The 15,956-nt window shown below is 52.1% G+C and carries 16 protein-coding genes; 9 read left to right on the forward strand and 7 right to left on the reverse strand.

What is annotated here, in order from left to right; all coding sequences use genetic code 11:
• The first annotated feature begins 245 nt into the window (after window positions 1–245).
• Window positions 246–632: a hypothetical protein gene (locus METLU_RS0102425; RefSeq protein ID WP_027156834.1), complete on the forward strand. Its 387-nt coding sequence runs from the start codon at window positions 246–248 to the stop codon at window positions 630–632.
• A 127-nt stretch (window positions 633–759) separates the two neighbouring features.
• Here METLU_RS0102425 and METLU_RS28235 read toward each other — a convergent pair whose 3' ends face one another.
• A complete protein-coding gene (locus METLU_RS28235) occupies window positions 760–903 on the reverse strand; it encodes a hypothetical protein (RefSeq protein ID WP_196806482.1) in 144 nt (47 codons plus the stop codon).
• Between the two features lie 358 nt (window positions 904–1,261).
• Between METLU_RS28235 and METLU_RS27735 the strand changes: the two genes are divergently transcribed.
• Window positions 1,262–1,462, forward strand: coding sequence for a hypothetical protein (locus METLU_RS27735; RefSeq protein WP_155920412.1), 201 nt, complete (start codon window positions 1,262–1,264; stop codon window positions 1,460–1,462).
• Window positions 1,463–1,594: 132 nt separating this feature from the next.
• Here the strand turns inward: METLU_RS27735 and METLU_RS0102445 are convergent, their stop codons facing one another.
• The gene (locus METLU_RS0102445; RefSeq protein ID WP_027156835.1) at window positions 1,595–2,101 is read right to left on the reverse strand and encodes a hypothetical protein; all 507 of its coding nucleotides are present in this window, start codon (window positions 2,099–2,101) and stop codon (window positions 1,595–1,597) included.
• Between the two features lie 533 nt (window positions 2,102–2,634).
• Between METLU_RS0102445 and METLU_RS0102450 the strand changes: the two genes are divergently transcribed.
• From METLU_RS0102450 to dnaQ, 3 genes are all read left to right on the forward strand, one after another.
• Entirely contained in the window at window positions 2,635–4,290 is a 1,656-nt protein-coding gene (locus tag METLU_RS0102450) for a multicopper oxidase family protein (RefSeq protein WP_027156836.1), read from the forward strand.
• A 71-nt stretch (window positions 4,291–4,361) separates the two neighbouring features.
• The gene (locus tag METLU_RS0102455; RefSeq protein WP_027156837.1) at window positions 4,362–4,823 is read left to right on the forward strand and encodes a universal stress protein; all 462 of its coding nucleotides are present in this window, start codon (window positions 4,362–4,364) and stop codon (window positions 4,821–4,823) included.
• Between the two features lie 17 nt (window positions 4,824–4,840).
• Window positions 4,841–5,563, forward strand: coding sequence for a DNA polymerase III subunit epsilon (gene dnaQ / locus METLU_RS0102460; RefSeq protein WP_027156838.1), 723 nt, complete (start codon window positions 4,841–4,843; stop codon window positions 5,561–5,563).
• Window positions 5,564–5,612: 49 nt separating this feature from the next.
• On the opposite strand, the gene METLU_RS0102465 is transcribed toward dnaQ, so the two are convergent.
• On the reverse strand, window positions 5,613–7,382 hold the full coding sequence (locus METLU_RS0102465; protein WP_027156839.1) for a DEAD/DEAH box helicase: 1,770 nt from the start codon (window positions 7,380–7,382) through the stop codon (window positions 5,613–5,615).
• A gap of 114 nt (window positions 7,383–7,496) precedes the next feature.
• On the opposite strand from METLU_RS0102465, the gene METLU_RS0102470 reads away from it, so the two are divergent.
• The 4 genes from METLU_RS0102470 to purL all read left to right on the forward strand — a co-directional run bounded on the left by METLU_RS0102470 (window position 7,497) and on the right by purL (window position 13,607).
• On the forward strand, window positions 7,497–7,940 hold the full coding sequence (locus tag METLU_RS0102470; protein ID WP_027156840.1) for a YaiI/YqxD family protein: 444 nt from the start codon (window positions 7,497–7,499) through the stop codon (window positions 7,938–7,940).
• 103 nt (window positions 7,941–8,043) lie between these two features.
• A complete protein-coding gene (gene dapA, locus METLU_RS0102475; protein ID WP_027156841.1) occupies window positions 8,044–8,919 on the forward strand; it encodes a 4-hydroxy-tetrahydrodipicolinate synthase in 876 nt (291 codons plus the stop codon).
• A 4-nt stretch (window positions 8,920–8,923) separates the two neighbouring features.
• A complete protein-coding gene (gene bamC, locus METLU_RS0102480; protein ID WP_231383532.1) occupies window positions 8,924–9,586 on the forward strand; it encodes an outer membrane protein assembly factor BamC in 663 nt (220 codons plus the stop codon).
• A 136-nt stretch (window positions 9,587–9,722) separates the two neighbouring features.
• Entirely contained in the window at window positions 9,723–13,607 is a 3,885-nt protein-coding gene (gene purL / locus METLU_RS0102485) for a phosphoribosylformylglycinamidine synthase (RefSeq protein ID WP_027156843.1), read from the forward strand.
• Window positions 13,608–13,813: 206 nt separating this feature from the next.
• On the opposite strand, the gene METLU_RS0102490 is transcribed toward purL, so the two are convergent.
• The 4 genes from METLU_RS0102490 to METLU_RS27740 all read right to left on the reverse strand — a co-directional run bounded on the left by METLU_RS0102490 (window position 13,814) and on the right by METLU_RS27740 (window position 15,925).
• Window positions 13,814–14,032, reverse strand: a complete 219-nt coding sequence (locus tag METLU_RS0102490) for a hypothetical protein (RefSeq protein ID WP_027156844.1) — start codon at window positions 14,030–14,032, stop codon at window positions 13,814–13,816.
• Window positions 14,033–14,284: 252 nt separating this feature from the next.
• The gene (locus tag METLU_RS0102495) at window positions 14,285–14,764 is read right to left on the reverse strand and encodes a cupin domain-containing protein (RefSeq protein WP_027156845.1); all 480 of its coding nucleotides are present in this window, start codon (window positions 14,762–14,764) and stop codon (window positions 14,285–14,287) included.
• 117 nt (window positions 14,765–14,881) lie between these two features.
• On the reverse strand, window positions 14,882–15,253 hold the full coding sequence (locus METLU_RS0102500; protein ID WP_155920415.1) for a hypothetical protein: 372 nt from the start codon (window positions 15,251–15,253) through the stop codon (window positions 14,882–14,884).
• Between the two features lie 66 nt (window positions 15,254–15,319).
• Complete coding sequence (locus tag METLU_RS27740) at window positions 15,320–15,925, reverse strand: hypothetical protein (RefSeq protein WP_155920418.1); 606 nt, start codon at window positions 15,923–15,925, stop codon at window positions 15,320–15,322.
• Window positions 15,926–15,956 lie beyond the last annotated feature (31 nt).

Below are 15,956 nucleotides of genomic sequence, written 5' to 3' on the forward strand. Positions count from 1 at the left end.
CTCCGATTTATCGGGGCCTTTTTTGTTTTAGCCCTAGTCAAATTTGCGGCTATGACATGACAAGCCTGCTTGCTTTCGCCATTAATAAATCTTGATAAAGCCGTGTCCCAGTAATTTTTTACAATGGAAATTATGTTCAGCTAGTGTTAAGAAATAAGTCATAGAATTAAGCCAAAATAAATAAAACCGGAAGCTTAACGAATCTCCCGATTAGGCTTTATCGAATCACAAAGGAGAGGGATACAATGAAAAAATTATTCATCTTGACGCAATTGACTTTGGCAATAGCAGGATATTCTTCTTTTGCATCTGCTGATGGCCATCATCACCATCATCATCACGGGCATCATCACCATCGCGGTTGGGATTATCAACCGCATACAGAGGTTTATCATTATTATCCTCAGCGTGAAATTGTTCACCATCACTACGCGCAGCCTGAGGTCCACCATTACTACCCTCAGCCACAGGCTAACTACTATCCGGACAGGGGTTATTATGACCAGCGTACCGGGGCAGGGCTTGTTGGTGGTGTTTTAGGCAGCGCTCTGGGCTATGAAGTAGGTCGAGGCGATCCTATCGCAGCCGGCCTCGGTGCAGCGGCAGGCTCTTACATAGGCAACCGGCATTAATTTGACGAGATCGTGGTAAAGGGCTCCCGGCGCATACCGGGAGTTCTCTCAAACAAAATGACGAGATAAAGTCATTATTCTACTGTCACATATCAAATAAAACTTGATCAGATAGGTAATCCGCAACCTATTTTTCATAATGCAGGACGTTGCTGGCAACAGCGGCGGATGCAAACAGTACGGTTGAAATGATAAATTCGCCTGAAATAAAACCTAAAATACCGGTGATGAAAATCAGGCCGATCAGAATATCTTTTTGAAAATTATTCATATCAATATCCTCTAGTTTTAAATCTGTCGTTAAGAACTCCAATTAAAACTATACGTAAATTTCCGCCATTAACAATGCTTAAAAAACTGGATAATTTGTTTCTTTAACTGAAATAATCGGAATCTTTAAATAAAGTATAAATCGTTGATATAGATTATATTTTATTGATGGGTGGATATGATTAAACGCAAAAAAAGAGACTCCATCCTGCCAAAAACTTTGCACTTATGATCCGGAATCGCAGCCAAAAGCAATTGGCTCTGGAGGAGTTTGAAGCCCCCCTTGAGCGTGAAATGGATAAAAACATCCGTTGAGTGAAGCTCAGTGAGTGTATCCCTTAAGATGTGCTAGCGGTGGCTTGCTATCAAAACTTTACTGCCAAGATGGGGCGATAGATGAATTCGGCAGCAAACTCAGCGTCAGTCGCACCGGCGGCGGTTTGGTCAGCGTCAATCGAAGCAACAGAGTGGCCTCCAACGAAGGCGTCAATGACGCGCCCCGTCGCCACTTCACCAGGCGGGCGAATGTCAATCTGGCGATCATCTCATGCCGCATTTGATAAATCCAAAATTTGTGCACCGCCCGCGTAACCGGTAATTTCTTTTCGGTTTTGGCTAGCGACAGCCATTTTCATGGCAATTTTTATGGTTATCACCTGAAATCCTCCTGATTTCAGGCTGATTTATAAGGACTATTTATAAGACGGCGGTAAAAGCGGCTCAATACCTTCAAATTGAGCGCCAGGATGATGTTTAGTAATTAATTGACTAATTGCGTCGATGCGTTCCTTGTGGATATCGACCATGACCAGCAGTTCGCCGCGTTCAATAGCTTCCTCATATTTTTTGACTTTTGAATTTCCAACCTGGAGACCGGCCAAACCGCTCATCATGGCGCCGATGGTCGCCCCGTATAGCAAAACGCCAAGAACGGGGCCGCCGGCAATCACGAATCCCGCGAGGCGTAAACCGATAAGTCCCACCAGCAAGCCTGTTGTGCCACCCAGCGCCGCGCCTCGCTCCACCGCCGGTATAAAATCGGTTTTCTGAAATACCGTTGCTTCAGGCAGATCCTCCAGGGGGGTGTCCCGTTTGGCTAATATGTGGATATAGCGATCTTCAATTCCCTCCGCATGTAATTCGTCAACAATTTTATGAGTCGTTTCAATGTTCGGCGACAAAAAATAAATTCTTCTCACTGTCTTCTCCTGTTTGATTCTATAAACTTTCGACAGGGAATTTGCCATGCTGTTCCTGAATCACAGTGGCGCAACTGAATCAGACGGATCGGCGATATCGGCATCGTTTATATACAGGAAAGTTAATCCAATAGCCTCTAATGCGCATCGTGCGCTGTTGCAGCATAAAGTCGCTTAGCCTTGGAGATCGGACAGTGTTGACCGTCAATGGCGTGGAAAATTTTCCAGTAAAAAAACACCAAGATTGATTAGGGAATGCTATCCCATTTCATTGGCACGCCACAGGCAGGATCATTTTCATGTCGATGAAAGCCTGAATTTCTTCAAAAACTCAGGGTATGTTTCCAAGTAATGGATAGATGTTCTATAACTTGATAAGATCAGATAATCATATTTCCTCAAGCTCGTTCAGGTCCTTCTACGATTAAATTAAGCTGTAGCAAGAGCAGTATTGAGAATCTGCTTTACAGGCAAGACTTTATGTATTACAAAATTACCATAAACTTATTTTGCTCAATATCCGGAGTATGCAAATGCCAAACACGATCAATATTCAACGCCGCAGATTGCTGAAATTTGCTGGGCTGACGGCCGCAATGGCTACTGTTTACCCGTTTTTGTCATATGCACAAGGCATGATAGGCATGGGCAATCAGGCATCCAGCGATTTTGAACCGGATGTGGAAATTGAATTAACGCAGGAAGTTGTCGATATACCTATTTTTAGAGGGCCTGAGACGCGGGTCTGGAAAGTTTTCGGCAAAGTTCTGAAAGGTCCTGAAACCGCTATAGTCAATCATGCTGAAAGTTATATCGCGCCCACCATACAGTTGCAAAAAGGGCAGAGGGTCAGAATTATCCTGAAGAACAACTTGCCGGCACAATCCATTTTGCATTGGCACGGTATGCATGTTCCTTCCAAGATGGACGGCAATCCCATGTATGCGATTAATCAGGGGCAGACATTCGTTTATGAGTTCAAGGTTCTGAACCGTGCCGGATTCTATTGGTATCATGCGCATACGCACAGCGTCACTGCCAAGCAGGTTTATTCGGGTCTGGCAGGACTCTTTATCGTCAGTGATGAGGAAGAACGGGCTTTGGATCTGCCTAGGGGCGAATATGATGTGGCGCTGGCTATTCAGGATCGTACCTTCGATGACCAGAACCAGTTGCACTACAGCAATCACATGATGCAGCGCATGCAGGGGTTTCTGGGGAATCAGATCGTGGTCAATGGTCAACCCGATTATGTTCTGCCGGTTGCCAGCCGGGCCTACCGGCTGAGATTATTGAACGGTTCCAATTCGCGTATTTACAAATTGGCCTGGGATGACGGTACGCCTATGACGGTCATTGGTGTTGATGGCGGTTTGCTGGAACGTCCCGAACGACGTGCCTATGTCATGCTGGCTCCGGGAGAGCGGCGGGAGATCTGGGTGGACTTCAGCGGTAAAAATGTAGGGTCCGAGATGACTTTGCGCAGTCTTCCATTTGAGGCTTCCATGCATGGCGGGATGATGGGAGGCATGCGCGGAGGAATGATGGGGAGCCGAGGCGGAATGATGGGAGGCATGCGTGGCGGCATGATGGGCGGTCGTGGCATGATGATGGCCGGCAGCGACTTGCCTTTAGGCAGTGATTATGCCGTGCTGAAGGTCAAGGTTTCCAGGCAGGCGCAGGCGCAGGATAAACTGCCCGAATACTTGACCGCTATAAAACCACTACGCCTTCAGGATGCGGCTAATGCCGACACCCCCAGGAACATTCTGTTATCCATGCGCCATATGTCCGCCTTGCTGAATGGCCGCTCCTATGAAATGGACGATATCCGGGCTGATGAGATTATTCCGGTTAATACCCTGCAAGTCATCGCATTCGACAATGGTTTTAGTGGCGGCATGGGCATGGGCATGGGGGGGATGATGGCAATGCCCCATCCCATGCATATTCATGGCGAGCAATTCCAGGTGCTGAAGCGTGAAATTGATCCGCGCTTTAAACCGGCGTATGAATCGGTAGAAGCGGGTTTTGTTGACAGTGGCTGGAAAGATACCGTGCTGGTCATGCCGGGAGAGAAGGTCACGATTCTGAAGCCATTTAATGATTATAAAGGTGTATTCATGTACCATTGCCATAATCTTGAGCATGAGGATATGGGCATGATGCGGGACTTTCTTGTTAAATAGATTAGTCGGCTAAATCCCTCTATATTGAGCTTTACGGGCTTAATTTAAGGCCGCTAAATCAGGTGAAAGTTATGAACGATTATCAGCATATTTTACTGGCCGTGGATTATTCCGAACATGACGGGACGGTAGCCCGAAAAGCCAAGGCGCTGTCAAGAAAATATCAGGCCTGGTTGAGCATTATTCATGTGCTGGATAATATTCCCATGCCCGATACGGCTTACGGCACCGTGATCCCACTGGATCAGGATTCGGGCTATGGTTTGCTGGAAACGGAGAAAGCCCAGTTAATGCAAACAGCGGATGAGTTAGGTGTTGATTGCGCTCATAGATGGCTGGTCTGGGGCGTTCCTCACCAGGAGATTGTATCGATTGCCGAGCGTGAAAAAGTCGATCTTATCGTGCTGGGCTCGCATGGCCGGCATGGCCTTGCGTTGTTATTGGGTTCAACGGCGAATAGTGTCCTGCATGATGCAAAATGTGATGTCATGGCGGTCCGTTTGCAGGATGATGAGTCTAAGCGTTTTATTTAAATTTCAAGAGTAGACAGATGGCAAAGCCGAAAGTCAGGCAGGTGGTGCTCGATACCGAAACCACAGGACTTAATCCTCAGGAAGGGCACCGAATCATTGAGATCGGTTGCGTGGAACTGGTTAATCGTCGTTTAACGCAGAACCGGTTTCATGTCTATATCAACCCTGACCGCACCATTGATCAGGGCGCTATCGAGGTGCATGGCATTACCAACGAGTTCTTGGAGGATAAGCCGCGCTTCGAGGATATTGCCGAGGATTTTATCGCGTTTATCCGTGGCGCCGAGTTAATCATTCATAATGCGCCGTTCGATGTCGGGTTTATCAATCATGAATTTTCGCGGCTCAATAATGAGACCGGCAATGTCGCCGATTACAGCGGGGTATTCGATACTCTGACTTTTGCCCGCAAGAAGCATCCAGGGCAGAGAAACAGTCTGGATGCGCTCTGTAAACGCTATGGCATCGATAACAGCCACCGTGATTTGCACGGCGCGTTGCTGGATGCCGAGATTCTGGCCGACGTATTCCTGGTCATGACCGGCGGTCAGTTTTCCTTGCTTGACGAAGATCTGGCGGAGCAGGAAGAGGTTGGCATGAACAGAGTGTATAGCGTTTTATCGACTGAACGACCCGCGCTGAAAGTCATTCGCTGCAATGAAGAGGAACTACAGGCGCATCAACAGCGTCTGGAAGCTGTCGATAAAGCCAGCGGCGGCGCCTGCATTTGGAATCAGTAAGTCTATGCTGTTGCAGGGCGACCGGCTGGTCGCCCTTTAATGTTTTTTATCAATCAGCGGCTTTTGATTTGGCGCGCTTGGAGGTGGAACTCATCCTTTTTTTGCTTTTTACCGCTTTTTTCGCGCCATCGTCCATTTTTCCGGCCCCTGGCTCAATTCTCGATATGTTGAGCGCTTGGCCGGCCACACGCACTTTTTTCAGCTCCTGAAACAATGCCTTGGGCATGCCGGCGGGCAGTTCCACCATACTGTAGTCATCTTCAATTTTAATGCGCGCGATATGCTCGCCGTCAAGGCCGGTCTCGTTGGCTATGGCGCCGACGATATTGCCGGGTTTCACGCCATGCATGTGACCAACTTCGATGCGGAACAATTCCATTTCAATGTCTGCGCTGCCGCGTCTGGATTTGCGGTCTTTCGGCGCTCGCTCTTCCTTGTGTGATCGCTCTGATCTGGCCGGTTTGTCTTCTCTGCTTTCCTTGGTTTTTTTAGGCGGCTGCATCAACAGCGGCGTATCGCCTTGAACCATTTTCGCCAGGGCGGCGGCTATTTCGAGTGCCGAAACATTATGTTCCTGCTGGTACTGTTCCAGCAGTTGGCTGAAAAAGCTGAGTTCTTCCGCTGCCAGAGTGTCGGTAATACTCTGTTTGAAACGGGCGATACGCTTGTTGTTGATGATTTCGGTCGAAGGCAGACCCATTTCCTCAACTTTTTGCTTGGTCGCTTTTTCTATATTGCCGAGCAGCTTTTTTTCCCGTGGAGCAATAAACAGAATGGCGTCGCCGGTGCGGCCCGCGCGGCCGGTTCTGCCGATGCGGTGAACATAGGATTCGGTGTCGTAGGGGATGTCATAGTTGACGACATGCGTGATACGGTCTACGTCCAGGCCGCGAGCCGCCACGTCTGTAGCAATTAAAATGTCCAGTTTGCCGTTTTTCAGATTGGCAATCGTGCGTTCGCGCAGGGCCTGCGACATGTCGCCGTTGATGGCGGCGGCGGAAAAGCCGCGCGCTTCGAGTTTCTCGGCCAGTTCAACGGTGGCGGTTTTGGTTCTGACGAAGATAATCATGCCGTCGAACGTTTCGACTTCCAGGATGCGCGTCAACGCGTCCAGTTTGTGCACGCCGCTGACCATCCAATACCGTTGCCGTATGTTTTCGGCCGAGGTGGTCGTGACTTTGATCGTGACTTGGACCGGATCAACCAGATATTCCTGCGCGATTTTACGGATGGCCGTCGGCATGGTCGCTGAAAACAGCGCTATCTGCCGCTGTTCAGGAACCTGCTCAAGGATCCATTCCACGTCATCGATAAAGCCCATGCGCAGCATTTCGTCGGCCTCGTCAAGTACCAGATAGCTCAGGCCGTCCAGTTTTAGCGTGCCTTTGCGCATGTGGTCCATGACCCGTCCCGGCGTGCCGACCACGACATGAGCGCCGCGCTTGAGCTGGCGCAGTTGGGAGCTGTAATCCTGTCCGCCGTAAATGGGCAGCACATGGAAGCCTTTTAAATGCGCGGCATAACGTTGAAACGCTTCCGCCACCTGAATGGCCAGTTCGCGCGTTGGCGCCAGCACCAGAACCTGCGGGTCTTTTTGTTTGAGATCCAGGCGCGACAGGATAGGCAACGCGAAGGCTGCTGTTTTGCCGGTGCCTGTTTGCGCCTGCCCCAGGACGTCTTTGCCTGCCAGCAAATGCGGGATGGTTTGCGCCTGAATCGGCGAAGGTGTTTCATAACCGACATCATCCAATGCGCGTAGCACCGGTTCGCTCAGCGCTAAGTCACGGAAAGAGGGTAATGTTGAAACATCGTTGGACATGTATTTACCTGTAGGAAATGGAAGGCGCATGCGCGCAGAGGAGTGTTTGTATAACCGGGCATTGTACCGCATTATATTAGTATTTGCATAAATTGATCAGGACTTGGAGCGGATATGAAGATTTGGGTGGATGCGGATGCGTGTCCTAATGTGATCAAGGATATTCTGTTTCGCGCGGCTGAACGCAAGCAACTTGCGCTTATTCTCGTCGCCAATCACTTTTTGGCCACGCCGCCATCGCGAGTGATTCGAGCCGTGCAGGTTCCGGGCGGCTTTGATGCGGCTGATCATTATATTGTCCGGCAATTACAGGAAAACGATCTGGTGATTACTGCCGATATTCCGCTGGCTGCCGAGGTCATAGCGAAAAATGCTCATGCCCTCAATCCGCGCGGCGAGCTTTATACCAGGGACAACATCAAAGAGCGGTTAGCCATGCGGGATCTCATGGACGAATTGCGCAGCGCCGGGCAGGTATCGGGCGGGCCATCGCCGCTCGGACAGCGGGACAGGCAGGATTTTGCCAATGCCCTGGACAGATTTCTGGCTAAATATTGAGGTTATAATGTAATTTGTACTTACAGGCTGGCTGAGTTTTGCTTATTTGCTTGTTATAATGGCGGCAGTTTTGTAACAGTTTTAATTCTGATCGAGAGATTTCATGATTCAAGGTAGTATCGTAGCTTTAGTAACGCCGATGGAGGAAAGCGGTGCGGTGGACAGGAACAGTCTGAAAAAACTGGTGGAATATCATATTGAGCAGGGGACTGATGCGATCGTTGCGGTAGGCACGACAGGCGAGTCGGCGACACTGGACGAAGATGAACATTGTGGAGTCATCAAACTGGTTGTCGATTATGTCGGCGGCCGGATCCCCGTCATTGCTGGAACCGGCGCCAACTCAACCACTGAAGCTATTAGCCTGACACGCCGGGCCAAGGAAGTCGGCGCCGATGCCTGTCTGATCGTGACACCTTATTACAACAAGCCGACCCAGGAAGGCTTGTATCTGCATCATAAAGCCATCGCCGAGGCCGTCGATATTCCGCAGATTTTATACAACGTACCAGGCCGCACCGCCTGCGATATGCTGCCGGAAACGGTAGGCCGTCTGTCCCACGTCAGGAATATCGTCGGCGTTAAGGAAGCGACCGGCGATTTGTCCCGGGTTAAAAAAATCCGCGATTTAACGGGGGACGATTTTGCCATCTATACCGGTGACGATGCGACCAGCCGCGAATTCTGCTTGCTGGGCGGCAACGGCACGATCACCGTGACCGGCAACGTGGCACCCAAATTGGTCCATGAAATGATTATGGCGGCGATTAAGGGCGATAGAGAAACGGCTTCGGCAATTGACGCCAAACTGGCGGGCTTGCATAAAAACCTGTTCATCCAATCCAATCCGATTCCGGTCAAATGGGCCGTTGCCGAAATGGGCTTGATGGGCAAAGGCATACGCCTGCCGTTGACCTGGCTGACCGAGGACTGCTTTGGTGCCGTGCGCGAGGCGATGCGTCAGGCTGAAGTTATATAAGCCCATGATGAAATCCAGATTAGGCTCGCTTATCGCTGTTGCCGCTATGTTGAGTAATTTAACGGCCTGCGGCTACATTCAAAGTTACTTTCCGGATAAGGAAAAAGATTATCAGTTCACCACTGAAATTCCGCCGCTGAAACTGCCGCCCGATCTGGATAAGAACGCGGCGTTAAGCGCGTCGGATGCCGACTCGGCTGAGTCCATGCCTGCGCCCGAACAGGCACAGGCAGCGCCCGTTGAGCCTTCAGTGGAAGAAGAGGGCGAAACACCACGCGTCATTCCGGTTGAGTTGGTTAAATTCGACAGCGGAGAGACCCGCTTACGCATCGGTGCGCCGGTCTCAAGAGCCTGGCGCATGGTCGGCAAGGCGCTAAGCCGGAAATCGCTGGAAGTCACCGAGCGCAATCAGGAAGACGCGCTGTTTCATGTCCAGTATGACCCCGATGAGCAGACCATAGAAGACGGATCGGTATGGGATGAGGTCGTTTTTCTGTTCAAAGGTGTTCAGGCTAACGAGAAGGAATACATTCTCAAGCTGGTTGCCAATAACCAAAGTTCGGAAGTTGTTGTTCTGGATGAAGACCGGCAACCAATATCCGAAGGCCCCGGTTTAAAATTGCTGACCCTGCTAGAGGAAACAATGGCCGCTGATCAGTCTGACTAAGCTTCTTTTATGTTGTGCTGAGTACGCCCGCACAAAAAGTTTGTCTATACGAAAAAGTGCCCAAGCGCACTTGCAACGCCGGGCGGCCGAAGTCGCCCTCAAAGATTATTTTTTTAATTCTTCATCATTATCTTCTATGCTAAAAATCCCCGGAACCTCTGCACTTTCTGACTTTCGCATTCAAAAACTGCTGGCTGAGCTGCAGGCTATGGATTCAACGATCAATACGGTCTCGGCACGGTTTGTGCACTTCGTCGATCTGGAAAGTGATCTGGATGACAGCCAGACAACGGTATTGAACCACCTGCTGTCCTATGGCGCTTCTCTACCGGCCGATGTCAGCGGGACCGAGCGTTTACTGGTTATTCCGCGATCCGGCACGATTTCACCCTGGTCCAGCAAGGCGACCGAGATTGCCCAGCGTTGCGGCTTATCGGCCGTCAAACGTATCGAGCGCGGCGTTGAGTACACGCTCGATGCCCAGGCGCCGCTATCGGCCGCTATCAAGGAACGCCTGGCGGCCTTGCTGCATGACCGCATGACGCAGACCGTGGTAGACGGCGAAGCCGAACCCGATCTGTTCGCCCATCATGAGCCTCAACCGTTATTAAGCGTGGCGATCATCGAGCAGGGCCGTGAAGCACTGATCAAAGCCAATGTTGAACTGGGCCTGGCGTTGTCGGACGACGAAATCGATTACCTGACCGACAGTTTCAAGGCACTCGGCAGAAACCCGTCCGATGTTGAATTAATGATGTTCGCCCAGGCCAACTCGGAGCATTGCCGCCACAAGATTTTCAATGCCGACTGGACCATAGACGGCGTAGCGCAGGCGCAGTCGTTGTTCCGCATGATCCGCAACACGGCTGAAAAAAGCCCGGCAGGCATCCTGTCGGCCTATAGCGATAACGCCTCGGTGATTGAAGGTTCGGCCGCGCAGGTTTTCATTCGCAACGCCAAAACGCATGAATATGCCTATGTCGAAGAAGAGGCGCATGTGCTGATGAAGGTGGAAACGCATAACCACCCCACGGCCATTTCGCCGCATCCGGGCGCGGCCACCGGTTCCGGCGGCGAAATCCGGGACGAAGGCGCGACCGGGCGGGGTTCCACGCCGAAAGCCGGCCTGACCGGATTTTCCGTATCACATCTGAGAGTGCCCGAGTATTTGCAGCCCTGGGAAGAGGACAACGGCAAGCCCGAGCGCATCGCATCAGCCCTCGATATCATGCTTGAAGGCCCGATCGGCGGCGCGGCCTTCAATAACGAATTCGGCCGGCCCAATCTGGCCGGCTATTTCCGCAGCTTTGAACAACCCGCGCCGGGCGGTAACGGCAATGAATTCAGGGGTTATCATAAACCGATCATGATCGCGGGCGGGGTGGGCAACATCCGCCCGATGCTGGTCAAGAAACAGCCGATTCCGGCCGGTTCGTTGATCATCATCCTGGGCGGCCCGGCCATGCTGATCGGTCTGGGCGGCGGCGCGGCCTCTTCGCAGGCCTCCGGCGAGAGCTCCGAAATGCTGGATTTTGCCTCCGTGCAGCGCGAGAACCCGGAAATGGAACGCCGTTGCCAGGAGGTCATCAATCATTGTAATTCCCTCGGCGACGAGACGCCGATTGTGTCGATCCACGATATCGGCGCGGGCGGTTTATCCAATGCCGTGCCGGAAATCATTCATGACTGCGAGCGCGGCGGACGCTTCGAATTGCGCAACGTGCAGAATGCCGACAAAGGCATGTCGCCGATGCAGATTTGGTGCAACGAGGCGCAGGAGCGCTATGTCGTCGCCATCAAGCCCGAATCCCTGGAATTGTTCAAGTCCTTCTGCGAGCGCGAGCATTGTTTGTATGCCGTCATAGGCGAAGCGACGGATGAAGAGCATTTAGTATTGAACGATGCCTGGTTCGGCAACAACCCGGTCGATCTGCCGATGTCGGTGCTGTTCGGCAAGCCGCCGAAAATGCACCGTCAGGCGGAGCATGTGCAGCCGCAGTTGAGCGCGCTCGATACGAGCGGCATCGAACTGAGCGAGGCCGTCAAGCGCGTGCTGTCGTTCCCGGCCGTTGCCGACAAAAGCTTCCTGATTCATATAGGCGACCGTTCCGTGACCGGCCTGGTGGCGCGCGATCAGATGGTCGGTCCCTGGCAGGTGCCGGTGGCCGATGTGGCCGTGACCGCTTCGGGCTTTCATGCCCTGACCGGCGAAGCTATGGCCATGGGCGAGCGTACGCCGATTGCGGTGATTGACGCGCCGGCATCGGGCCGCATGGCGATAGGCGAGGCCTTGACCAATCTGGCGGCAGCGAGCATTGATTCACTGCAGAAAATCAAGCTGTCCGCGAACTGGATGGCTGCGGCCGGTTTTCCGGGCGAAGACGCAGCCTTGTTCGATACCGTCAAGGCGGTCGGCATGGACTTGTGTCCGCAACTGGGCATCGCCATACCGGTAGGCAAGGACTCGCTGTCGATGAAGACGGTCTGGAAAGACCAGTCCGGCGAGAAGACCATGACGTCGCCGCTGTCGTTGATCATCACCGCGTTCGCGCCGGTGTCCGATATCAGCAAAACCCTGACGCCGCAGTTAAGAGCCACGCCGGGCGAGCACAGCGTGCTGATCCTGATCGATCTGGGCGCCGGCAGAAACCGCCTGGGCGGTTCCGTGCTGGCGCAGGTTTACAAACAGATCGGCAACGAGTGCCCCGACCTCGACGATCCGGCTTTATTCAAAGCCTTTTTCGATGCGGTTCAGGAGTTGAACTGCCAGGACAAGTTGCTGGCGTATCATGACCGTTCCGACGGCGGCCTGCTGGCTGCGGTCGCCGAAATGATGTTCGCCGGGCGGCTGGGCGCGTCGATGACGCTGGACAGCCTGGGCGATGATGCGCTGGCGGCCTTGTTCAATGAAGAACTCGGCGCCGTCATACAGGTTCGCCAGAATGATTGCGAGGAAGTCATCGACTTGCTGCGCGATGCCGGCTTGATAGATTGCACTTATGTCATTGGTAATGTCATTGAAGAGCCGCAATTGTCGATCAGTCATGCCGGAAAACTGATTTATTCGGCCGGCCGCGCTGAACTGCAGGCCGTCTGGTCCGAGCTCAGCTACCGCATGCAGGCTCTGCGCGATAATCCGGACTGTGCGAAGCAACAGTTCGAGCGCATCGCCGACGATAACGATCCGGGCCTGAATGTCCGGTTAACTTTTGATGTCAACGACGATGTCAGCGCGCCTTTCGTTGCCGCGGCTAAACCCAAGGTCGCGATTCTGCGCGAGCAGGGCGTCAACGGCCATGTCGAGATGGCGGCGGCGTTCGACCGCGCCGGCTTCACCAGCATCGACGTACACATGAGTGACATCATCGAAGGCCGCGTCAGCCTTGCTGAGTTCAGAGGCCTTGTGGCCTGCGGCGGTTTCTCTTACGGCGACGTGCTGGGCGCGGGCGGCGGCTGGGCCAAATCGATCCTGTTCAATCCGCGCGCGCGCGATGAGTTTGCGGCGTTCTTCCAGCGCCAGGACACATTCGGCCTGGGCGTCTGCAACGGTTGCCAGATGATGTCGGGATTGAAAGACATCATCCCCGGCGCCGATCATTGGCCACGGTTTATGCGAAATACTTCCGAGCAATTCGAAGCGCGCGTGGCCATGGTTGAAGTTAAAAAATCGCCGTCCATCCTGCTCGCCGGCATGGAAGGCTCCAGAATGCCCGTGGCGATTGCGCATGGCGAAGGCCGCGCCGAATTCGCCATGGACCCTGCCGTGGCCCTGGATGCCGGAGCCGTTGCTTTGTGCTATGTCGATAACTATGGCGAAGTGACGACGCACTTCCCGGCCAATCCCAACGGTTCGCCGCTCGGCATCACCGGCCTGACCACGACCGACGGCCGGTTTACCATCATGATGCCACATCCGGAACGTTGTTTCAGAACGCTGCAAAACTCATGGCATCCGGATGACTGGCAGGAATATGGCGCGTGGATGCGCATGTTCAGGAACGCCAGGGTTTGGGTGGGTTAAACAGTCTGTCAATCAGAGTGTAGAGGCCGCACAGGCTTAAAGATTTTAACGCCCGTGGTGCGGCTTGAAAAATCGCCGAAGACGTAGGGCAGTTTCGCGCTAGCAAACTGCCATTGCCGAATTGATGATGGCGGATTGCTGAAGCGAATCCGCCTTACGGGTTAGCCGTATTGGCGTATAGCGCGAGGATTGCGAGATTCATAAAATCACATTGCTTCGTCGCACTTTGTTAAAACATAATCAGTTGACTTAAGCGCTTTTTTTATCTTGCCGAATTTAGCAGGCAGTTTCGAAACCAAGAAGCCATCGGTACAAATAGCTTCTCCAATATCGCCGCCTTCGAAATGGCCATGGCTGTGCGTAATGAATGCATAACGGCCTTGGCCTCCATATTCCTTGGCAAGGTAAGTACCATCTTTTAGCATGTAGGCTGGGTTGGAGCTTTGCGGAAACCCAGCTTTGGCGGCTTAGAAATGCTGGGTTTATCAACCCAGCCTACGAGCTACGAGCTCGAACAGGCTTAATGAATGCCCAGACAGCAGCAGGGATGCATAGCATGCCGGTAAGTAATAGTTGTTTCAACATACGAGTCTCTCAAGACGCATAACGTAAAAGTAACCGGCGCTGCGCGGCTTTATCGCGCAGCATCCGTGTTGACTGCCGGGCTAGCGCGGACTTCAATATGGCGTACCGTCTTTGTGTGCAAATTGCCATTTACCCTCGACAAAAACCGCCTGTATGTCATCGTCGGGGTACACGACGGAATCTCCTGCGCTGCGGTCACCAATTTCAAGGTAAATCACTTCTTCATTTGTGCGATTAAGCAACTGGTGCCCATTGCCTGTGCCAGCTTTGAATCCCGCGCACATGCCAGGCGAAAGTTGCGTTTCCCCTGTATCGGTAAGTAGCACGGGGCGACCATTCAATATGTAGATGAACTCATCTTGCTTAGCATGAGCATGACGCAAGGCTGAACCAGCACCGGGCAAAAGGCGCGTTAGATTTACCCCAAAGTTTGAAAGACCAAACACGTCGCCGAGAGGGCTCTTCTCTCGCCCCTTCATGCGTGAGGCGAAGGGTTCTGGATAGTTTGTGAGTTTCGAGCGTGGTGCAACCTCTGTTGCCACAACGGCTACAGGTGTGTCTTGATCGTTCATAGTGACTCCTGATGTATTGGGCGCTAACGTAGAGCTAACCGGCACTGCGCGGCTTTATCGCGCAGCGTCCAGCGACCGAAGGGAGCGAGGTTGAGCGCCGGGTTAGACGCGTGGTGCTTAGACATGAAACTGCCCGCTTTGCAGTACGAAGAGAGCAGGAAAAGCTGCGGTCTCACGGGCAAAGGAGAACGTAGCATAGGCACCAACGATTGTTTGGATAGTTGCGTGTTGCCCACCATTTACAAGCAACAGAATCAGAGCCAAGCCGGATAACCAAAGCAGAGCGACAGATGCTTTGCCCGGAAACGATGAAACAAGTACGGCGCGAACTTGGAACGCAGAGCTTGCAGATTGGAACTGGCTGACATTGCGACGAAGGGCGATGTTTTGAAGTAGGCCGGCAAAGGCGCCCGCGACCATAAACACTGCCAGGATGGCCAATGACGGGCCGTTCCCAGTAAGAAAGCAAGCGAGCAATGCGGCAGCCATGAGGGCCATTAGAGCAGCGTTACCACGGGGAGTGAGTGTGTAGTGCATAGCGACCTAACGTTGGAATTAACGGGCGCGCGGTAGCGCGTCCCGGTTGAATGACATGTTAGCTGTTGATTCTACCAAAGAGATTGACTCGCAGATGACAAAAGTATCATCAATTATTAAAGCCATATATTTTGAGTTTGGTGAATAGCTCTTTACGATATTGACATGTAATTGTCCTTCAACTGAGGAGGCTAAAATTTCTATAAGTGAGCGAGGCCCTCTGGCTAACAAACCGTTTCCTCCAGTAAGAATGGTTGCACTTGCATGGATATGCATTGTGAAGGGACGCCAATCTGAAAAGAAAGATTGGTGGGCTGTGTATAGATGACCAATAACAGAGTACGGATCTTTCGGCGCAGATGAAAAGTAAAGATGAACATGCTCTTCGCTGTATTCAGAAAGCACTACATGCTCACCTTGCCACTTAACAAAACTAATAGGGCCAACATTAATGGTGCTTTCACGCACACCTTTACACAGAAGCTGAATATTGAGCTTACGTTCCTGGTTCGCCCAATCATCACATTCCATAGCTACTGTCATATATTCATTATTAATGCTTATGGAATTAATGAACCCATTCAGGTCTTCGTAAAGCTGTTCGGATAATTCTTCAATGTTCATAGTCTTTACAGCTAACGCAGTGCATCACCGG

The sequence above is a fragment of the Methylobacter luteus IMV-B-3098 genome, assembly GCF_000427625.1.
Lineage (GTDB): Bacteria > Pseudomonadota > Gammaproteobacteria > Methylococcales > Methylomonadaceae > Methylobacter > Methylobacter luteus.